General features: G+C 58.5%; 18 protein-coding genes. 13 read left to right on the forward strand and 5 right to left on the reverse strand.

What is annotated here, in order from left to right:
- Positions 1 to 11 precede the first annotated feature (11 nt).
- Together lolA and ACTV8E_RS06210 are read right to left on the reverse strand one after the other, a co-directional pair.
- Positions 12 to 644 carry an outer membrane lipoprotein chaperone LolA gene (gene lolA, locus ACTV8E_RS06205; protein WP_443198903.1) on the reverse strand — a complete coding sequence of 211 codons (633 nt, stop codon included), beginning with the start codon at positions 642 to 644 and terminating at the stop codon, positions 12 to 14.
- Between the two features lie 15 nt (positions 645 to 659).
- Positions 660 to 3095 (reverse strand): DNA translocase FtsK, encoded by a 2436-nt coding sequence (locus ACTV8E_RS06210; RefSeq protein WP_443198904.1) that lies wholly within the window; start codon positions 3093 to 3095, stop codon positions 660 to 662.
- A 210-nt stretch (positions 3096 to 3305) separates the two neighbouring features.
- On the opposite strand from ACTV8E_RS06210, the gene trxB reads away from it, so the two are divergent.
- The 4 genes from trxB to infA all read left to right on the forward strand — a co-directional run bounded on the left by trxB (position 3306) and on the right by infA (position 6038).
- Positions 3306 to 4256, forward strand: coding sequence for a thioredoxin-disulfide reductase (trxB, locus tag ACTV8E_RS06215; RefSeq protein WP_443198905.1), 951 nt, complete (start codon positions 3306 to 3308; stop codon positions 4254 to 4256).
- Between the two features lie 41 nt (positions 4257 to 4297).
- Positions 4298 to 5014 carry a leucyl/phenylalanyl-tRNA--protein transferase gene (aat, locus tag ACTV8E_RS06220; protein ID WP_443198906.1) on the forward strand — a complete coding sequence of 239 codons (717 nt, stop codon included), beginning with the start codon at positions 4298 to 4300 and terminating at the stop codon, positions 5012 to 5014.
- Positions 5011 to 5718 (forward strand): arginyltransferase, encoded by a 708-nt coding sequence (locus tag ACTV8E_RS06225; RefSeq protein WP_443198907.1) that lies wholly within the window; start codon positions 5011 to 5013, stop codon positions 5716 to 5718. Before aat ends, ACTV8E_RS06225 begins: the two co-directional genes overlap by 4 nt.
- A gap of 101 nt (positions 5719 to 5819) precedes the next feature.
- Positions 5820 to 6038 (forward strand): translation initiation factor IF-1, encoded by a 219-nt coding sequence (gene infA / locus ACTV8E_RS06230; protein WP_093113882.1) that lies wholly within the window; start codon positions 5820 to 5822, stop codon positions 6036 to 6038.
- A gap of 126 nt (positions 6039 to 6164) precedes the next feature.
- Here infA and clpA read toward each other — a convergent pair whose 3' ends face one another.
- A complete protein-coding gene (gene clpA, locus ACTV8E_RS06235) occupies positions 6165 to 8435 on the reverse strand; it encodes an ATP-dependent Clp protease ATP-binding subunit ClpA (protein WP_443198908.1) in 2271 nt (756 codons plus the stop codon).
- 27 nt (positions 8436 to 8462) lie between these two features.
- Entirely contained in the window at positions 8463 to 8822 is a 360-nt protein-coding gene (clpS, locus tag ACTV8E_RS06240; protein WP_251835907.1) for an ATP-dependent Clp protease adapter ClpS, read from the reverse strand.
- 216 nt (positions 8823 to 9038) lie between these two features.
- Here clpS and cspD point away from each other — a divergent pair, with 216 nt between their 5' ends.
- Positions 9039 to 9296, forward strand: a complete 258-nt coding sequence (gene cspD, locus ACTV8E_RS06245; protein ID WP_251835906.1) for a cold shock domain-containing protein CspD — start codon at positions 9039 to 9041, stop codon at positions 9294 to 9296.
- Between the two features lie 65 nt (positions 9297 to 9361).
- On the opposite strand, the gene icd is transcribed toward cspD, so the two are convergent.
- On the reverse strand, positions 9362 to 10618 hold the full coding sequence (gene icd, locus ACTV8E_RS06250; protein ID WP_443198909.1) for an NADP-dependent isocitrate dehydrogenase: 1257 nt from the start codon (positions 10616 to 10618) through the stop codon (positions 9362 to 9364).
- 361 nt (positions 10619 to 10979) lie between these two features.
- On the opposite strand from icd, the gene ACTV8E_RS06255 reads away from it, so the two are divergent.
- The 8 genes from ACTV8E_RS06255 (at position 10980) to ACTV8E_RS06290 (ending at position 19627) form a co-directional block, all read left to right on the forward strand.
- Entirely contained in the window at positions 10980 to 13202 is a 2223-nt protein-coding gene (locus tag ACTV8E_RS06255) for an NADP-dependent isocitrate dehydrogenase (RefSeq protein WP_443198910.1), read from the forward strand.
- A gap of 95 nt (positions 13203 to 13297) precedes the next feature.
- Positions 13298 to 13735 carry an NUDIX hydrolase gene (locus ACTV8E_RS06260; RefSeq protein ID WP_443198911.1) on the forward strand — a complete coding sequence of 146 codons (438 nt, stop codon included), beginning with the start codon at positions 13298 to 13300 and terminating at the stop codon, positions 13733 to 13735.
- Positions 13736 to 13815: 80 nt separating this feature from the next.
- Positions 13816 to 14937 (forward strand): tRNA 2-thiouridine(34) synthase MnmA, encoded by a 1122-nt coding sequence (gene mnmA / locus ACTV8E_RS06265; RefSeq protein ID WP_443198912.1) that lies wholly within the window; start codon positions 13816 to 13818, stop codon positions 14935 to 14937.
- Entirely contained in the window at positions 14934 to 15563 is a 630-nt protein-coding gene (hflD, locus tag ACTV8E_RS06270) for a high frequency lysogenization protein HflD (protein ID WP_443198913.1), read from the forward strand. The genes mnmA and hflD overlap by 4 nt, the downstream gene beginning before the upstream one ends.
- A gap of 118 nt (positions 15564 to 15681) precedes the next feature.
- Complete coding sequence (purB, locus tag ACTV8E_RS06275) at positions 15682 to 17052, forward strand: adenylosuccinate lyase (protein ID WP_443198914.1); 1371 nt, start codon at positions 15682 to 15684, stop codon at positions 17050 to 17052.
- A gap of 77 nt (positions 17053 to 17129) precedes the next feature.
- Entirely contained in the window at positions 17130 to 18296 is a 1167-nt protein-coding gene (locus tag ACTV8E_RS06280) for a ribosomal protein uL16 3-hydroxylase (RefSeq protein ID WP_443198915.1), read from the forward strand.
- Positions 18289 to 18714, forward strand: a complete 426-nt coding sequence (locus ACTV8E_RS06285) for a GNAT family N-acetyltransferase (protein WP_251835898.1) — start codon at positions 18289 to 18291, stop codon at positions 18712 to 18714. The genes ACTV8E_RS06280 and ACTV8E_RS06285 overlap by 8 nt, the downstream gene beginning before the upstream one ends.
- Before the next feature lie 157 nt (positions 18715 to 18871).
- Positions 18872 to 19627 (forward strand): secretin N-terminal domain-containing protein, encoded by a 756-nt coding sequence (locus ACTV8E_RS06290; protein WP_443198916.1) that lies wholly within the window; start codon positions 18872 to 18874, stop codon positions 19625 to 19627.
- The last annotated feature ends 57 nt before the right edge of the window (positions 19628 to 19684 follow it).

The following is a 19684-nucleotide window of genomic DNA, read 5'->3' on the forward strand; positions in this document are numbered from 1 at the left end:
TGAAACCTCGGTCAATCCTGGATAATGTCGGTACCGGCAGGCGGCACAAAACGGAACATCGAAGCGTTCAGCGGCGCGTTCATCTTCACCCCGGAAAACAGGATGTTGGTGCGCTGGCCGACGCTGTCGATCAGTTGCATGTCATTGATCACGCCATTGCGAAACGACAAGCGCAAATTGTCGAACAGGGTATCGCGGGACTTGGGCTTGAGGACGAAGTCGACCACACCGCTGGTTTCTTGATGGCTGATGTCAAAGTTTTCGCTGATCTTCGACACATCGCCAGACAACAGTAACGCCGGGGTGTGGGTCAGGCGCTGATCGAGTTGCTGAATAGTGACCTGCTCAAGATCCGGATCATACAGCCAGACCTGCTTGCCATCGGAGACCAATAGTTGCTCCATCGGCGCGTCGGTGTGCCAGCGGAACTGCCCAGGGCGCTTCAAGGCCATTTCGCCTGTGGACTCTTGCAGATTGACGCCGGAGCCGTCCAGCGTCAGCTGGGAAAACCGCCCGGTGAGCGTCTGCGCCTGGTTAAGCAACTCGGTGAGTCGTTTCACGGCAGCACTGTCGGGGGCAGCGCTGGCCTGTAGCGGAAGCGCAACACTCAACACCGCCAGCAGGAACATGCGAATCATGGCCATGGGAGTCCTCGTCATTCAGTCGCGCATAGGCGCCGGCGCGATTACTTCGCGGGAGCCATTGGTATTCATGGGTGTCACCACACCGGCCATTTCCATGGCCTCGATCATCCGTGCGGCACGGTTGTAGCCAATCTTCAGCTTGCGCTGTACCGAGGAAATCGAGGCGCGCCGGGTTTCGGTGACAAAACGAACGGCTTCATCATAGAGCGGATCGGCCTCACTCCCTTCACTGTCACCGCTGCCTCCGTCAAAACCGGAGCTACCCCCTTCATCGGCGCCCGCGAGAATTTCCTCGACGTAATCGGGCGCACCGCGAAGCTTCCAGGCGTCGACCAGGCGATGCACTTCTTCATCCGAGACAAAGGCGCCGTGCACACGAATCGGCAGACCAGTGCCGGGCGGCAGGTAGAGCATGTCGCCATGACCGAGCAGTTGCTCTGCCCCGCCCTGGTCGAGAATGGTCCGCGAATCGATCTTGCTGGACACCTGGAACGCCATTCGGGTCGGAATGTTAGCCTTGATCAAGCCGGTAATCACGTCCACGGAGGGCCGCTGAGTGGCAAGAATCAAGTGAATGCCGGCCGCACGCGCCTTCTGCGCAATGCGCGCAATCAGCTCTTCAACCTTCTTGCCGACGATCATCATCATGTCGGCGAACTCGTCCACCACCACCACGATGGTCGGCAGTTTTTTCAGCAGCGGCGCTTCGTCTTCCATGCTTTCGCGGCGGTAGAGCGGATCGGTGAGCGGCGTGCCCGCCTCTTCGGCGTCTTTGACCTTGCGGTTGAATCCGGCCAGGTTGCGCACGCCCATGGCCGCCATCAGCTTGTAGCGCCGCTCCATCTCGGCAACGCTCCAGCGAAGAGCATTGGCCGCTTCCTTCATGTCTGTCACCACGGGACACAGCAGGTGCGGAATGCCCTCGTAGATCGACAGCTCGAGCATTTTCGGGTCGATCATGATCAGTCGCGCATCTTCCGGCGTCGACTTGAACAGAATCGACAGAATCATTGCGTTAACACCAACCGACTTACCGGAGCCCGTTGTGCCCGCCACCAGGAGGTGGGGCATCTTCGCCAGGTCGGCGAACACCGGCCGCCCGCCGATGTCATGCCCCAAAGCCAGCGTAACCGGCGACTTGGCTTCTTCGTATTCGCTGGACTCGAGCACTTCGGAGAAATACACGATCTGGCGATCTTCGTTGGGAATCTCGATGCCCACCGTGGTCTTGCCCGGGATAACTTCCACCACACGGACGCTGATGACTGCCAGGGAGCGCGCCAGGTCCTTGGCCAGATTGGAGATGCGGCTGACCTTGACGCCCGCCGCCGGCTGGATCTCGAAGCGGGTAATCACCGGGCCGGGATAGACACCTTCCACCGCCACTTCGACGCCAAATTCCTTGAGCTTAATTTCCAGCAAGCGCGACATGTCGGCCAGCGATTCTTCGGAAAAACTTTGCGGTTTCTTTTGTGCCGGATCGAGCAGCGAGATCGGCGGCAAAGTGCCTTCCAGAGCGCTGTCAACGAAGCGGGCGGCCGGGTTACGCGGCGCCTGCTCGGACGTATCATCAAGCTTGGGCAAAGGCGGTGGCGGCGCGAGGATAGGCACCATGCGCTTTTCAGGTGCGGCAGCCACCTTCACTGGAGCCGGCTTGCTCGGCCTGGCAGTCGGCGCAGCAGTTGTTATGACCGGTTCCTTGCGGATCGACTTTCGCGGCGGCTCGGAAAACACCGGCTCGTCGAGTTGCAGCTCCAGTTCCGAATCATAAGCCCGCTCCAAGCGCACCTTGGCCGGACGAGCCTGCCGGCGTGAGTTCCACCAATTGCTGAGACTGCCCTGAATCAGTTCCAGTAGATCCAGCGTGATCTTGCCCGTCACGTCGATGACCCTGAACCAGGAAAGATCGGTAAATACGGTAAAGCCAAACAGGAACAGTGCAAGAAACAGCAATGTACTGCCCTGTACGTTCAAAGAGGCGATGGCCAGCTGACCCAGGCTTTCACCCAGCGCGCCGCCGGCCGAGGCTGGCAAGCCGGGCGCAGACTCAAAATGGATATAGGCCAAGGCAGCGCCGGACAATACAAAAAACACCAGACCAATCGCCCGCCAGGAAAACAGCCAGCCGCTCCAATGCCAAGGCTGATGACGAACGCGAAATACCCGCCAGGTTTTGATCGCCAGCAAGACCGGAAACAGATAGGCGAAGTAACCCAATGCCACGAACATCACGCTGGACAACCAGGCGCCCAGGCTGCCGCCGGCGTTACTGATACGTTCGACCTGCACGCTATGGTCCCAGGCCGGATCGGCGGAGTCGTAGGTGAGTAACGCCATGGACAGGTACAGGCATAAGGCACCCAAGGCAATCAACGCACCTTCCTTGAGTCGGATCGGCAACTGTTGGCGCCACTCGGGAGTCTGAACGCTGCTGGAGGTGGAATTCTTCAAAACACGTAAGTTCCTGCTAGGAGATGCATGCGAGACGCTTGTCGCCATTGTACGGCTTTGACTGCCCCATGCCACGCAGGCCAGTTGCCATCACGCGCGGCGCGCTCCCGCTCCGACCCTGCTTCGGTGTAGGATTGACGGCAGTATTTTGCATGCCGACCAATTGGACCATGCATTCTCTTTAGAGACAAAGGCTTATGAGGGTTATTTATGAGTGAAGTCAAGCATTCGCGCCTGATCGTTCTGGGCTCCGGCCCGGCAGGCTACACCGCCGCCGTCTATGCGGCCCGCGCCAACCTGAAGCCCTTGGTTATCACCGGCATTCAACCGGGCGGACAACTGACCACAACCACCGAGGTGGATAACTGGCCGGGCGACGTGGAAGGCCTCACCGGGCCTGCGCTGATGGAGCGGATGCAGAAGCATGCCGAGCGTTTTGCCACCGAGATCGTCTACGACCACATTCATACGGCCGAGTTGCAACAGCGCCCCTTCGTTCTCAAGGGCGACAGCGGCACCTATACCTGTGACGCCCTGATCATTGCCACCGGCGCCTCTGCCCAATACCTGGGCTTACCGTCTGAAGATGCGTTCGCCGGCAAGGGTGTGTCTGCTTGCGCCACCTGCGACGGCTTCTTTTACCGCAACCAAGTGGTTGCGGTAATCGGCGGGGGCAATACGGCTGTCGAAGAAGCACTTTACCTGTCCAACATCGCCAAGGAAGTGCACCTGATCCATCGCCGCGACAAATTGCGTGCGGAGAAGATCCTGCAGGATAAGCTGCAGGACAAAGCCAATAACGGGAACATCCGCCTGCACTGGAACCATACGCTAGAAGAAGTGCTTGGCGACACCAGCGGCGTTACCGGCGTGCGTCTCAAGGACACCCAAAGCGGCCTCGAAAAGGCGCTGGATCTGGCAGGTGTGTTTATTGCCATTGGCCACAAGCCCAACACTGACCTGTTCCAGGGCCAACTGGAAATGCGCGATGGCTACTTGATCATTCAGGGCGGCAGTGAAGGCAACGCCACCGCCACCAGTGTTCCGGGCGTGTTCGCCGCCGGGGACGTAGCTGATCACGTCTATCGCCAAGCCATCACGTCGGCCGGCGCAGGCTGTATGGCTGCACTGGATGCCGAAAAATTCCTCGATGACATCTGACACGGGAAGGCGGTCGTTATCGACCGCTCTACTCTTTGACCATGCTGACCTGGCTTGATCGCAACTCACTCGAGTTTCCCCCACTGAATCGCGCCCTGCATGAACCCAACGGCCTGCTGGCGGCTGGTGGCGACTTGAGCCCGGAACGCCTGATCCAGGCTTATCGGCATGGCTGTTTCCCCTGGTATCAAGAGGGCCAGCCACTTCTGTGGTGGTCCCCTGATCCGCGTACCGTCTTGTTCCCGGATGACTTGCATGTTTCGCGCAGCCTGACCAAGTGTCTACGCCAGCAGCGCTACCGGGTCACCTTTGACCACGCGTTCAGCGAGGTCATGGCCGGCTGCGCAGGCCCTCGCCGTGATACCGACGGTACCTGGATCACCCACCCTATGCAGCACGCCTATGCAACGTTGCATCAGCGGGGAATTGCCCACTCCGTCGAAGTCTGGCAAGAAAGCCAACTGGTCGGAGGCCTCTACGGGCTGGCCATGGGACAGCTATTCTTTGGGGAGTCTATGTTCAGTCATGCCGATAATGCATCGAAGGTCGGGTTTGTAACCTTGGTCCGCCAGCTCAAAGAGTGGGGTTTCGTACTGATCGACTGTCAAATGCCAACCCAACATCTGCTCAGTTTCGGGGCGCGCTCGATCAGCCGCAACGTTTTCGCCGCCTACCTGCATCGCCATCTTGATCAGGCGAGCGACGCCAATTGGCCTGGCATACACTGTCCCTCAGGTTCAATGAGGTTCGATCCATGACCGAGCTGGCTCGCCTGAAATTCTATGCTACCCAGCCCCATGCGTGCAGCTATCTCCCAGGCGAGCAGGCGACGACGCTGTTTCTTGATCCCAGCCAGCCAATGGATGCGCATGTTTATGCCGAGCTTTCAGAGCTGGGCTTTCGCCGTAGCGGTGACCACCTCTACCGCCCCCACTGCCAGAACTGCAATGCCTGCACGCCAGCACGCATAAATGCGGAACGATTTAGACCCAATCGCCAGCAGCGTCGTATCTTCAAGCGCAATGCCGACCTGCGCGTCCGTTCGGCACGCCCCCACTTCACCGAAGAATACTACGCGCTTTACGCCCGCTACATCGAGCAGCGCCATGCGGATGGCGATATGTACCCGCCCAGTCGCGAGCAATTCCAGACGTTCCTGGTGCGCAACTTGTCTTTTGCGCGCTTTTACGAGTTTCGTCTGGGTGACCGGCTCGTCGCCATCGCTGTTACCGACGTTCTGCCCAATGGGCTTTCTGCGGTTTACACCTTTTATGACCCTGACGAAGAACGCCGCAGCCTGGGACGTTTCGCCATCCTCTGGCAAATCGATGAGGCCGCACGTCTCGGCCTTGCCGATCTTTACTTGGGGTACTGGATCAAAAACTGCAGGAAGATGAATTACAAGACCGAATATCGGCCACTTGAGCTGCTAATCAATCAGCGCTGGGTCAGTCTGACCTGAAGGCCTTGGCGTAGCGTGTCATTTTCGGGCACAATGCACGCCGCTTTTGCTGGGTCCCCAATGGAGTCCGGCTATTCATAGAACACCGAGGGCACTATTGCATGTCGAAAGAAGACAGCTTCGAAATGGAAGGCACTGTCGTCGACACCCTGCCCAACACCATGTTCCGCGTGGAGTTGGAAAATGGGCACGTCGTTACCGCGCATATTTCGGGCAAAATGCGTAAGAATTACATCCGCATCCTGACCGGTGACAAGGTTCGTATCGAGCTGACGCCTTACGACCTGAGCAAGGGACGCATCACCTACCGCGCCCGCTGACAGACCGTACAGTCAAAATTGCCCGGCTTATGCCGGGCGTTTTCGTTTGCCTGACATTTATTCAAAACACCAAAAGCACTTAAAAAAACGCCCGGACTGGCCGGGCGTGATTTGGTAGCCGATCAATCAAGCCGTCTCGATTACCGTCTCGAAATCAAAGGTCAGCTCTCCGGCCTCAAGGTCAACGTGCACGATACCACCGTGCTCGGCTAGCTCTCCAAACAGAATAGCTTCCGCCAGAGGACGCTTGATCTTTTCCTGGATCAGCCGTGCCATGGGTCGAGCTCCCATTTGTACATCGTAGCCATGCTCAGCCAGCCAGCCGCGCGCCGCGTTGCTGACGTCCAATTGCACGCGCTTGTCTTCTAGCTGCGCCTGAAGTTCGGTGAGGAACTTGTCGACGATGCTCTTGATTACTTCATGACTCAATCGACCGAACTGGATAATCGTGTCCAGACGGTTGCGAAACTCCGGTGTGAAACTCTTCTTGATGACTTCCATGGCATCCGACGAGTGATCCTGCAGCGTAAAGCCGATAGAGGCCCTCGCCGCGGTTTCTGCCCCGGCGTTCGTTGTCATGATCACGATCACATTGCGAAAATCCGCTTTGCGCCCGTTGTTATCCGTCAGCGTGCCATGATCCATTACCTGCAACAGCAGGTTAAAGACCTCCGGATGCGCCTTCTCGATTTCGTCGAGAAGCAGCACACAATGGGGCTGCTTGGTAATCGCCTCTGTCAGCAAACCACCCTGATCGAAACCTACATAGCCAGGCGGCGCCCCGATCAAGCGCGATACGGTATGCCGCTCCATGTATTCGGACATATCGAAACGCACAAGCTCGATACCCAACGACCGTGCCAGCTGACGGGCCGCCTCGGTCTTGCCGACGCCGGTAGGCCCGGCAAACAGGAACGACCCCACCGGCTTGTCCGGCGCCTTGAGCCCTGCCCGGGAAAGCTTGATCGCCGTCGCCAGAGAATCGATAGCTTCGTCCTGACCAAACACGGTGAGCTTGAGATCCCGCTCAAGATTGCGCAGCAGTTCCTTATCGGAACTGGAAACATGCTTGGGCGGAATGCGCGCGATCTTGGCGACGATATCCTCGACCTGAGCTACTTCGATGCGCTTGACACGCTTTTCTTCCGGCTGCAGACGCTGATAAGCACCCGCCTCATCGATCACATCGATTGCCTTGTCAGGCATATGCCGGTCATTGATGTAGCGGGACGCCAGCTCGGCCGCCGCGCGCAACGCCTCGTCGCTGTACTCGATCTGGTGATGCTGCTCGAAACGGCCTTTCAGGCCGCGCAGGATACCGATCGTATCCTCCACCGACGGCTCACCCACATCGACCTTTTGAAAACGCCGAGCCAAGGCCCGGTCCTTTTCGAAGATGCCGCGAAATTCCTGGAAGGTCGTCGAGCCAACGCAGCGAATCTCACCCGAGGAAAGCAACGGCTTGAGCAGGTTGGAGGCATCCATCACCCCGCCAGAAGCCGCTCCGGCACCGATGATGGTATGGATTTCATCAATGAATAGAATCGCGTGCGGGCGTTTGCGCAGCTCGTTGAGCAGCGCCTTGAAGCGCTTTTCAAAATCGCCGCGATATTTGGTGCCTGCCAGGAGCGCTCCCAGATCCAGGGAATACACCACGCTTTGCGAGAGCAGCTCAGGAACCTGACCGTCGACGATGCGCTTGGCCAGGCCTTCGGCAATGGCTGTCTTGCCGACACCGGCCTCGCCCACAAGTAGCGGGTTGTTCTTGCGACGCCGAGCCAGAATCTGCGCGACTCGCTCGACCTCCTGCTCACGTCCCACCAGCGGATCGATTCGCCCTTGGCGGGCAAGCTCATTCAGATTACTGGCGTAGGCATCCAGCGGACTGCTGGAAGCAGCGGGCTCGCCACCCTCCTCGTCCGACAAATCCTGATCATTATCGACATGGGAGGCATGCCCCGGCACTTTGGAGATGCCATGGGCGATGTAATTGACCACATCGATGCGGGCAACCGTCTGCTGCTTGAGCAGAAACACCGCCTGGCTTTCCTGCTCACTGAAGATGGCAACGAGCACATTAGCCCCGGTGACTTCACGCTTGCCGGAGCTTTGCACGTGAAAGACAGCCCGCTGCAACACGCGCTGAAAACCCAGCGTCGGCTGTGTTTCACGCTCCTGATCATGCTGCGGAATCAGTGGCGTAGTGGAATCGATAAACTCGTGCAGATCATGGCGAAGTTTATCGAGGTTGGCGCCGCACGCACGCAGCACCGTGGCGGCAGCCTCATTATCCAACAATGCAAGCAGCAAATGCTCAACCGTCATGAACTCATGGCGCTTGGCGCGTGCTTCCTTGAAAGCCAGATTGAGGGTGACTTCGAGCTCTCGATTTAACATGGCTTCACCTCATCCCAAGCGGCCGTTTCAGCCGTCCTTCTCGATTTCACAGAGTAGCGGATGCTGGCACTCCCTGGCGTATTGATTGACTTGCTCCGCCTTGGTTTCGGCGATATCACGAGCATAGACCCCACACACAGCACGTCCCTCAGTGTGAACCCTGAGCATGACCTGAGTCGCCAGCTCCCGGTTCAGTGCAAAAAAACCCTCAAGCACTTCGACAACGAAATCCATGGGTGTGTAGTCGTCGTTGAACATGATGACCTTGTACAACGGAGGCGCCTCCAGCTTCGGCTTGGCCTCCTGCACGAGCAGGTCCGAATCACCCTCATGGGAAGCGGGGCGATCCTGATTGAATGTTAGTCGAATCTGATTGCGTAAATACATGCCGTGACAGTGCTTCATCATTGGGTCGAAATTGAAGAGATTTGACTCGCTTCGCAGCCAGCCAATGGCTTCCCTTGACTATCAGAGAATCGGTGATACAAACAAGGAATACCCACTTTCGGGTATCCGGGGTTCCATGCCACGGCAGTTCGGCCTCACATGGAATTGAAGTCGATGATACTCCAGTGATGGAGTCCTATGCAGAGGGATATCAGCATGCTTAGCGGTAAGGTCAAGTGGTTCAACAACGCCAAGGGCTACGGTTTCATCGTCGCAGACGGCCGAGATGAGGACCTGTTCGCCCATTACTCGGTCATTCAGATGGACGGCTACAAGACCCTCAAAGCAGGTCAACCCGTCAACTTTGACATTGTGCAAGGTCCTAAGGGCCTTCATGCCGTGAATATCCGCTCGGCTGCCGTTGAAGTTGTCGCTTCCAGCCCAACCCTGAGCGCACATACCGAAGACGCCTGAGGCTTCGCGTCATGCACAATAAAAAACCGGCCTTTGGGCCGGCTTTTTATCGCCCATCGCTTGGCTTACATATGAGCAATCAGAGCATCGCCGAATTCCGAGCAGGATAGCAACGTGGCGTCTTCCATCAAGCGCTCGAAGTCATAGGTGACCGTCTTCGCGGCAATGGCGCCATTGGTGCCCTTGATGATCAGATCAGCAGCTTCAACCCAGCCCATGTGGCGCAGCATCATTTCCGCCGAAAGAATCAGCGAGCCGGGGTTCACCTTGTCCTGGCCCGCATACTTCGGCGCGGTGCCGTGGGTCGCTTCGAACATGGCGATGTTGTCTGAAAGGTTGGCACCCGGGGCGATACCGATACCGCCCACTTCGGCAGCCAGCGCATCAGATAAGTAGTCACCGTTCAGGTTCAGGGTGGCAATCACGTCATATTCAGCCGGTCGCAGCAGGATCTGCTGCAACATCGCATCAGCGATCGCATCCTTGACCACAATGGTCTTGCCCGTATTGGGGTTTTTGAAGTGCATCCACGGACCGCCATCCAGCAACTCGGCACCGAACTCGTCGCGCGCCACTTCGTAGGCCCACTCCTTGAAGGCACCTTCAGTGAACTTCATGATGTTGCCTTTGTGAACGATGGTCAGCGAGCTGCGATCATTGTCCACGGCGTATTGCAGAGCCTTGCGCACCAGGCGCTTGGTGCCTTCCAGGGAAACCGGCTTGATGCCGATGCCGCAGTTTTCGGTGAAGCGAATCTTGGTGACACCCATTTCCTCAGTGAGGAACTTGATAACCTTTTCTGCTTCCGGACTGCCGGCTTTCCACTCGACTCCCGCATAAATGTCTTCCGAGTTTTCGCGGAAGATGATCATGTCCACATCGCCAGGCTTCTTCACCGGGCTGGGCACGCCCTCGAACCAGCGTACCGGACGCTGGCACACATACAGATCCAACTCCTGACGCAGGGCTACGTTCAGGGAACGAATGCCGCCGCCGACAGGCGTGGTCAACGGACCCTTGATGGAAACCACGTAGTCGCGCACAGCGTCCAGGGTTTCCTTGGGCAGCCAGGTGTCCTGGTCATAAACGGTGGTGGCTTTTTCGCCGGCGTAAACTTCCATCCATGCAATCTTGCGCTCGCCGCCATAGGCTTTCTCGACGGCTGCATCCACTACCTTGATCATGACCGGACTGATATCAACACCAATGCCATCGCCCTCGATGAAGGGGATGATCGGGTTGTTCGGTACAGTAAGCGACATGTCGGCATTAACGGTAATTTTGTCACCGTTAGCAGGCACCTGGATCTTTTGGTATCCCATGCTGGACTCCGTGTGATTGTTGAACCGGGTTGCAACTGCCCGAGCGTACCCAATCGCGCCGGACAAAAAAACCTCTCCTTCGTTAGTCGAAGGTATAAGGCCACTCTTCAGGCATGGAGGACCAATGGTATACTCCGCCGCCGTGACATAACTGTCATCAGGGCCGCCTTGCCTCCCTTCGGCAACCGGCCCTGAACCGGCTGAGCCGCCACCATGGTTCGACTGTGCTACAGGCTACTGGTGCCACCACCATCACCGGGCGACATCTCGACTTCGCTTCAATCCATCATTGAATCGAAGCGCCTTATCCGGCGCGCCTCGAGATCCGTGCCCGCACCGCAAGAGAGAGAGTCCTACTCTGATGTCCAATCGCTCGAAGATTACCTACACCTTCACCGACGAAGCCCCTGCCCTCGCCACTTACTCGCTTCTCCCCATCGTAAAAGCCTTCGCTTCCTCAGCAGACATTGACGTCGAAACCCGCGATATCTCTCTAGGCGCCCGGATCCTCGCCGCCTTTGCAGACAAACTCGACGGACAACAGATTCAGGATGATCTTGCTTACTTGGCGCAACTGGCCACCTCGCCGGCAGCCAACATCATCAAACTGCCCAACATCAGCGCCTCGATCCCCCAACTCAAGGGCGCGATCGCCGAACTGCAGGCCCAGGGCTACCAGATCCCCGATTTCCCCGAAGACCCGCAGAGCGACGCCGACCATGAGATCCGCGCTCGCTACAGCAAAGTACTGGGCAGCGCGGTAAACCCGGTATTGCGTGAAGGCAACTCCGACCGTCGCGCACCCGCCGCGGTCAAGGCCTTTGCACGCAAGTACCCGCACTCCATGGGCAAGTGGAGCATGGCGTCCCAGTCCCACGCAGACTACATGCGCGGCGGCGACTTCTTCTCCAGCGAACAGTCCTTCACTATGGACAAGGCTGGCAAGGTCCGCATTGAATTCGTTGGCAAAAACGGCCAGGTCGAAGTCAAGAAGGAGCTGTCCCTTCAGCAAGGCGAAATTCTCGACGGCATGTTCATGAGCTGTAACAAGCTGCGCGCCTTCTTCGAGCAAACCTTGCAGGACTGCAAGGAAACCGGCGTCATGTGGTCCCTGCACGTCAAGGCGACCATGATGAAGGTCTCCCACCCGATCGTCTTCGGCCACGCCGTGACCGTCTATTACAAGGACGTGTTCGAGAAGCACGGCAAGCTGTTTGAAGAAATCGGCGTCAACCCGAACAACGGCCTGTCCAGCGTCTACGACAAGATCAAGTCGCTGCCCTCCGCCCAGCAGGAAGAAATCCTGCAAGACATCCACGAGACCTATGCCCATCGCCCGGAAATGGCCATGGTCGACTCGGTCAAGGGCATCACCAACCTGCACATTCCCAGCGATGTGATCGTTGATGCCTCCATGCCGGCAATGATCCGTAACTCCGGTCAGATGTGGGGCCGCGACGGCAAGCAGAAAGACACCAAGGCAGTGATGCCGGAAAGCACCTATGCCCGCATCTACCAGGAGATGATCAACTTCTGCAAGACCAACGGCGCCTTTGACCCCACCACCATGGGCTCGGTCTCCAACGTTGGTCTCATGGCGCAGAAGGCCGAGGAATACGGCTCCCACGACAAGACCTTCGAAATGGCTGCCGACGGCATCATGCGCGTGACCCTGGAAGACGGCACCGTGATGATCCAGCACGAAGTCGAAGCCGGTGATATCTGGCGCGCCTGCCAGACCAAGGACCTCCCGATCCGCGACTGGGTCAAGCTAGGCGTCAATCGCGCCCGCCAGTCCAACACTCCGGCCATCTTCTGGCTCGATCAGGAGCGCGCCCATGATCGCGAATTGAAGAAGAAGGTTGACCTGTACCTCAAGGACTACGACCTGACCGGCCTCGACATCCGTTGCATGGACTACAACGAAGCCATTCGCGTGAGCATGGAGCGCCTGATCCGTGGCCTGGACACCATCTCGGTGACCGGCAACGTACTGCGCGACTACCTGACCGACCTGTTCCCGATCATGGAACTGGGCACCTCGGCCAAAATGCTCTCGATCGTCCCGCTGATGGCAGGCGGCGGCATGTATGAAACCGGCGCCGGCGGCTCGGCACCGAAACACGTACAGCAGCTGGTGGAAGAGAACCACCTGCGCTGGGATTCCCTGGGTGAATTCCTGGCCTTGGCCGTCTCCCTGGAAGAAACCGGCATCAAGACCAACAACACCAAGGCCAAGCTGCTAGGCAAAGCCCTGGACGAAGCCACCGGCAAGCTGCTGGACAACGGCAAATCGCCGTCGCGCAAGGTCGGCGAGATCGACAACCGCGGCAGCCACTTCTACCTGGCACTGTACTGGGCCCAGGCCCTGGCAGCACAGACTGAAGATGCCGCTCTGGCCGCTCACTTCGCACCCGTAGCCAAGGCACTGAGCGAGCAGGAAGCGACCATCATTGCCGAGCTGAACCAGGCCCAGGGCAAGCCTGCCGAGATCGGCGGTTACTACTGCGCCAACCCGGAACTGACCAGCAAGGTCATGCGCCCGAGCAACACCTTCAATGCAGTGATCGACGCACTGGCTTAAGGTAACGCGCGCAGCTTCTGGCGAAAGCACAAAACCCCCGGCCTTGCCGGGGGTTTTGTTTCCAGGCCCCAAAACCCACTTACGAGACACTCAACATGGATTGGCACCCCCACATCACCGTCGCCACCATTGTCGAAGACCGGGGACGTTTCCTGCTGGTCGAGGAACTGGCGGGCGGGCAGGCGGTTTTCAACCAGCCTGCCGGACATCTCGAAGCCAACGAAACCCTGCTCCAGGCCGCCGTGCGTGAAACCCTGGAAGAAACCGGTTGGGAGGTCGAGCTGATCGCAGTGACCGGTATCTACCTCTACACCGCACCCAGTAACGGCGTCACCTACCAACGCGTCTGTTTCAGCGCGCGCCCCTTGCGCCACCTGCCCGACAGCCCGCTGGACCATGGCATCATCGGCCCTCGTTGGCTGACCCGCGATGAACTGCTGGCCGAGCGCGCTCACTGGCGCAGCGAGCTGGTCTTGCGCTGCATCGACGATTACCTGGGCGGCGAGCACTTTTCGCTTGGTCTGATTCGCTAACCCCTCGCAAGCCCATACGGCGTTTGCAACGGTGCTTATCTGGTAGAATCGCCGCTTTCCGCTGTCATTATTTCGGTCCCATGCCCAATCCAACTCTTACTCGCGTCATCGTCGGCATGTCCGGCGGTGTGGACTCTTCCGTATCTGCCTTGCTGCTGATGGAGCAGGGTTACCAGGTCGAAGGCCTGTTCATGAAGAACTGGGAAGAAGACGACGGCACGGAATATTGCACCGCACGCGAAGACCTGGCCGACGCCCAGGCGGTGTGCGACAAGCTCGGCATCACGCTGCACACCGCCAATTTTGCTGCAGAATATTGGGACAATGTCTTTGAGCACTTCCTGGAAGAATACAAGGCAGGCCGCACACCGAATCCCGATATTCTGTGTAACCGCGAAATCAAGTTCAAAGCCTTTCTCGACTACGCCCTGACGCTAGGCGCCGAGCTGATCGCCACCGGCCACTATGTGCGTCGTCGCGACCTCGACGGGCGTAGCGAACTGCTCAAAGGCCTGGATCCAAACAAGGATCAGAGTTATTTCCTGCATGCCGTAGGCGGTGAACAAATCGCCAAGACGCTGTTCCCGGTGGGCGAATTGGAAAAGCCTCAAGTGCGCGCCATCGCCGAAATGTACGGTCTGGTGACGGCAAAGAAAAAAGACTCCACCGGGATCTGCTTTATTGGTGAGCGCCGCTTCAGCGATTTTCTCAAGCAGTACCTCCCTGCCCAACCCGGCACTATCGAAACGACCGTAGGCGAGACCATTGGCCGTCATCACGGCCTGATGTACCACACCATCGGCCAGCGCCAGGGCCTGGGCATCGGCGGACTCAAGGATGCAGGCGATGAGCCCTGGTACGTGCTGGAAAAGGATCTGTCGCGCAACGTACTGATTGTCGGCCAGGGCAATGACCACCCTTGGCTGTTTTCACGCGCCCTGCTTGCCTCGGACATCTATTGGGTCAACCCGATCGACCTTAGCGCACCGAAACGCCTCACCGCCAAGGTGCGCTACCGTCAGAACGACCAGCCCTGCGTCCTGCACGCCGCCGACAAGGGCTATCGCGTCGAATTCGACGAACCGCAACGCGCTGTAACACCCGGCCAGTCCGTGGTGTTCTACGACGGCGAAGTCTGCCTCGGCGGCGGCGTGATCGAGAGCGCGGAACCCTGGCATTCGCGAAACGGAGTATCGGCATGACGCCATTACAAGAGCAGTTGGTTGCCCTGAGCGCAGTCTTCAATGCCGCCATTCAGGTCGACCGGATTGCCCGTACCGGACAAAGCAGCGAGCCCGCCCTGGCCTGCATGGTAGGCAGTCTGCTCGTACGCAACCCAGAAAACACCCTGGCGGTGTACGGAGGTGACGATCTGTACTTGCGTGACGGATACCGCGCCCTGGCAAGTACTCTGGAGCGCTCGCCAACCAACCTGCAACGCGACCCCTTGCGCTATACCCTGGCCATGCTTGCACTGGAGCGGCAACTGGATAAACGCGGAGATTTGCAGGACATCATTGGCAGCCGACTAGAGCAGATCGAACAACAGGTGCAGCACTTCGGCATTAGCCATGACAACGTCATCGCCTCATTTGGCGCGCTGTATCAGGACACGTTGAGCACCTTTCGCCAGCGCATTCAGGTGCAAGGCGACACACGCTTCCTGCAGCAGAGCGGCAACGCGGCGAAAATCCGCACACTGCTGTTTGCCGGCATTCGCTCCGCACGCCTGTGGCGGCAGCTGGGCGGTCATCGCTGGCAGCTGGTCTTCAGTCGCCGCAAGCTGCTCAACGAGCTTTACCCCCTGCTACGCGGCAATGAAAGCTAGGTTTTCAGACCCGCACCGCTCGTAACACGAACCGCGCCTGATACCTGCCCGCCAATACCCCCTTGCTTTCAGGTATCATATGCGCCCTTTTTCCGCCCCCGACTTCCAGAGAATACCCATGCAGCTTTCTTCGCTCACTGCGGTCTCCCCCGTCGATGGCCGCTATGCCGGCAAAACCAGCGCTCTGCGCCCGATTTTTAGTGAGTACGGTCTGATCAAAAGCCGTGTTCTGGTCGAAGTACGCTGGCTGCAGCGCTTGGCCGCTCACCCTGGCATTCCGGAAATCGCTCCTTTTTCTTCAGCCGCCAATGGACTGCTCGACCAACTGGCTGAAAATTTCCAGATAGAGCACGCCGAGCGCGTGAAAGAGTTCGAACGCACGACAAACCACGACGTGAAGGCTGTGGAGTACCTGCTCAAGGAGCAGGCCAAGCAGCTACCCGAGCTGGCCGCTGTCAGTGAGTTCATCCACTTCGCCTGCACCAGCGAGGACATCAACAACCTGTCCCACGCCCTGATGCTGCGTGAAGGTCGCGACGACGTGATTCTGCCGCTGATGCGCCAGTTGGCCGACGCCATTCGCGCGTTGGCCGTGCAGTTCGCCGACGTCCCGATGCTGTCACGCACCCATGGCCAGCCGGCATCGCCGACCACACTGGGCAAGGAGCTGGCTAACGTAGTCTATCGCCTCGAGCGTCAGATCGCCCAGGTTGCGGCCGTACCGCTACTGGGCAAGATCAATGGCGCCGTTGGCAACTACAACGCCCACCTCAGCGCTTACCCGGACATCGACTGGGAATCCAATGCCCGCGAGTTCATTGAGAACGACCTAGGCCTGAGCTGGAACCCCTACACCACCCAAATCGAGCCGCACGACTACATTGCCGAGCTGTTCGATGCCATTGCGCGCTTCAACACCATTCTGATCGATTTCGATCGCGATATCTGGGGCTACATTTCCCTCGGTTATTTCAAACAGCGCACCATCGCTGGCGAAATCGGCTCATCGACCATGCCGCACAAGGTCAACCCGATCGACTTCGAGAACTCCGAAGGCAACCTGGGAATCGCCAACGCGGTACTTCAACACCTGGCCAGCAAACTGCCAATTTCCCGCTGGCAGCGCGACCTGACCGACTCCACCGTGCTGCGCAATCTGGGCGTTGGCTTCGCCCACAGCGTCATCGCCTATGAGGCCACCCTGAAGGGCATCAGCAAGCTGGAGCTGAACACTCAGCGCATCGCTGAAGACCTGGACGCCTGCTGGGAAGTGCTGGCCGAGCCGGTGCAAACCGTCATGCGCCGCTATGCGGTGGAAAACGCCTACGAAAAACTCAAGGAACTGACCCGCGGCAAGGGCATCAGCCCGGAAGCACTGAAGGTTTTTATCGGCGGCCTCGATATCCCCGCCGAAGCCAAGGCTGAACTGAGTAAGCTGACCCCGGCTGCCTACATCGGCAACGCCGTGGTGCAGGCCAAACGCATCTGAGTGCCGAAATGACTTCCGCGCCCGGCTCAGCCGGGCGTTTTTATTTTTAGCTCTTACGTAAGAGCAAGGTCTTAACCATGACTTCTAATACACCACTTCAACTTCTGGGCGGCATGAGCGTGCGCGAATTTCTGCGCAATTATTGGCAGAAAAAACCGCTGTTGATTCGCCAGGCCATTCCGGATTTTGAAAACCCGATCTCGCCTGACGAACTTGCTGGCCTGTCGCTCGAGGAAGAAATCGAATCCCGCCTGGTTCTCGAGCACGGCGAGCAACCATGGGAATTGCGCCGCGGCCCGTTCGCCGAAGATACTTACCAGCACCTGCCGGAGCGCGACTGGACCCTGCTTGTACAAGCGGTCGACCAATTCGTCCCGGAAGTCGCTGAACTGCTGGAACAGTTCCGCTTCCTTCCCAACTGGCGCATCGATGACGTGATGATCAGCTACGCCGCGCCCGGCGGCGGCGTCGGCCCGCATTACGACAACTACGACGTATTTTTGCTACAAGGATACGGTAAACGTCGCTGGCGCATCGGCCAGATGTGCGACAGCGAAAGCCCGCTGCTGGATCATCAAGACCTGAAAATCCTCGCCGAATTCGAAGGCACCGAGGACTGGGTACTCGAACCCGGCGATATGCTTTATCTGCCCCCGCGCCTGGCACATTTCGGCACTGCCGAAGATGAATGCATGACCTACTCGATAGGTTTTCGCGCACCGAGCGCCAGCGAAGTCCTGACCCACTTCACCGACTTTCTCGCCCAGTTCATTCCGGATGAAGAGCGCTACAGTGATGCCGACCTGGAACCCCAGGACGACCCTTCGCAGATTCAGAACGACGCCCTGGTACGCTTGAAAAACTTGCTGACCGAGCACATGAGCGATGAACGCCTGCTGATGACCTGGTTCGGCCAGTTCATGACCGAACCGCGCTACCCTGAACGCGTCGCAGGCCCGGAAACCACAGCTGAAGATCTGCTCGCAGACCTGGAAGACGGCGCAGTCCTGATTCGCAACCCCAGCGCTCGCCTGGCCTGGAGTGAAATCGATGTAGGTCTGTTGTTGTTCGCCAGCGGCCAGAGCCGCCTGCTGCCCACTCATCTGCGTGACCTGCTCAAGCTGGTTTGCTCAGCCGACGCATTGCACGCGGATAATCTTGCCCAGTGGCTGAGCGATGAAGAGGGACGTGATCTGCTCTGCGAACTGATCAAACAGGGAAGCCTGGAATTCGCCCATGAATAATATCCATATACGCCTTGCCGACTGGCAAAGGGATAACGCTGACCTGCAGCGCATCCGCGAAGCGGTTTTCATCACCGAGCAAGCCGTACCCCCGGAACTGGAGTGGGACGCCGAAGATGCGGGCGCCGTACACTTCCTTGCCTGCGAAGGTGATTACCCGATCGGTACCGCACGCCTCCTCACCGATGGACACATCGGCCGGGTTGCGGTGCTCAAGGATTGGCGAGGTCTGCACATCGGCGCCGAGCTGATGAAGGCGGTGATTGCCGAGGCCGAACGACGCGGCTTGCAGCGCCAGTTTCTTACCGCCCAAGTACACGCCACCGCCTTCTATGAGCGACTGGGGTTTACCATTGTCAGCGACGAGTTCCTCGAAGCCGGCATCCCTCATGTCGACATGGTACGCCAGAGCCAATAAGCACAAGCCAGCATCCCGCCAGGCAAACAGACAATGCCCGGCGGGGGCTTCCTGCGCCGCGGCTTTTTGTCAGCGCCACTGAGCCTTGGTTCGCTTTGTCTCAGGCTGCATTCACGCAGTATGCTGACGGGGCACCCGCGAATAAGGACGCCCTACGATGAACCTGCGCACTCAGCTCTGCACCCTGACCCTGCTTCTGTGCGCCAGCCTGTCTACCCAGGCCGCCACGGAGCTGCTTCCTCTCAAGCACCGTCTTGCTGAAGACCTTCTTCCAGCGGCACAAGCCGTCCTGAACGGGGAAGGCAGCGTCACCGCTTACGGCAATCAACTGATCGTTACTAGCACGCCTGAAAAAATCCGCGAGCTGCGCGAACTTGCCGAACGGCTGGACGCCCCTGCCCGACGGCTGCTGATCAGTGTCTCAAGCCAGGAGAGTGGCACATACAACATCAAAGGCCCCGATCATTCCCGAGCTCCACTGCGAATCATTAACCACAGCACCACCCGCAACGGTGAGGTGCAGCAAGTCCACGCCAGCGAAGGCTATCCCGCACTGATCCAGACGGGCCAAAGCATACCGATCACCTCGTTTTCCAGCGGCCCCTACGGAGAGCTGTATGCCGATACCCAACACCGTGATCTGGCCCGCGGACTGTATGTGACCGCCAGACTCAGCGGTGACATCGTGCACCTTGCACTCAGCAGCCAGCATGACAGCCTGGACCAGAGCTCCCGCGAGATCATCAACTCCCGCCAAGCCGACACACGCGTAAGCGGACCGTTGGGTGAGTGGATTTTGATCGGCAGCTCAGGCGAGTCCTACAGAGCACAGCATGGCGGCACCGTTGTGCGCCATTCGACCGGCTCGCCAGATGACTTCATCTTGCGCGTGAAGGTCGATGTGATTCCATAAAAGGCAGTCCGCAGCATCGGCACATGAATTATGTAGTGCCCGACAAAAAACACTACA

The organism is Pseudomonas sp. B392_1p (assembly GCF_052245235.1).
GTDB lineage: Bacteria > Pseudomonadota > Gammaproteobacteria > Pseudomonadales > Pseudomonadaceae > Serpens > Serpens gallinarum.

Bases quoted from the DNA above. Each gene is read 5' to 3' on its own strand.
- mnmA (WP_443198912.1), top strand. From the start codon at position 13,816: ATGCCCAATCCAACTCTTACTCGCGTCATCGTCGGCATGTCCGGCGGT.
- lolA (WP_443198903.1), bottom strand. From the start codon at position 644: ATGGCCATGATTCGCATGTTCCTGCTGGCGGTGTTGAGTGTTGCGCTT.
- ACTV8E_RS06285 (WP_251835898.1), top strand. From the start codon at position 18,289: ATGAATAATATCCATATACGCCTTGCCGACTGGCAAAGGGATAACGCT.
- ACTV8E_RS06290 (WP_443198916.1), top strand. From the start codon at position 18,872: ATGAACCTGCGCACTCAGCTCTGCACCCTGACCCTGCTTCTGTGCGCC.
- ACTV8E_RS06280 (WP_443198915.1), top strand. From the start codon at position 17,130: ATGACTTCTAATACACCACTTCAACTTCTGGGCGGCATGAGCGTGCGC.
- infA (WP_093113882.1), top strand. From the start codon at position 5,820: ATGTCGAAAGAAGACAGCTTCGAAATGGAAGGCACTGTCGTCGACACC.
- ACTV8E_RS06255 (WP_443198910.1), top strand. From the start codon at position 10,980: ATGTCCAATCGCTCGAAGATTACCTACACCTTCACCGACGAAGCCCCT.
- clpA (WP_443198908.1), bottom strand. From the start codon at position 8,435: ATGTTAAATCGAGAGCTCGAAGTCACCCTCAATCTGGCTTTCAAGGAA.
- ACTV8E_RS06260 (WP_443198911.1), top strand. From the start codon at position 13,298: ATGGATTGGCACCCCCACATCACCGTCGCCACCATTGTCGAAGACCGG.
- icd (WP_443198909.1), bottom strand. From the start codon at position 10,618: ATGGGATACCAAAAGATCCAGGTGCCTGCTAACGGTGACAAAATTACC.
- trxB (WP_443198905.1), top strand. From the start codon at position 3,306: ATGAGTGAAGTCAAGCATTCGCGCCTGATCGTTCTGGGCTCCGGCCCG.
- cspD (WP_251835906.1), top strand. From the start codon at position 9,039: ATGCTTAGCGGTAAGGTCAAGTGGTTCAACAACGCCAAGGGCTACGGT.
- purB (WP_443198914.1), top strand. From the start codon at position 15,682: ATGCAGCTTTCTTCGCTCACTGCGGTCTCCCCCGTCGATGGCCGCTAT.
- ACTV8E_RS06225 (WP_443198907.1), top strand. From the start codon at position 5,011: ATGACCGAGCTGGCTCGCCTGAAATTCTATGCTACCCAGCCCCATGCG.
- clpS (WP_251835907.1), bottom strand. From the start codon at position 8,822: ATGTATTTACGCAATCAGATTCGACTAACATTCAATCAGGATCGCCCC.
- hflD (WP_443198913.1), top strand. From the start codon at position 14,934: ATGACGCCATTACAAGAGCAGTTGGTTGCCCTGAGCGCAGTCTTCAAT.
- aat (WP_443198906.1), top strand. From the start codon at position 4,298: ATGCTGACCTGGCTTGATCGCAACTCACTCGAGTTTCCCCCACTGAAT.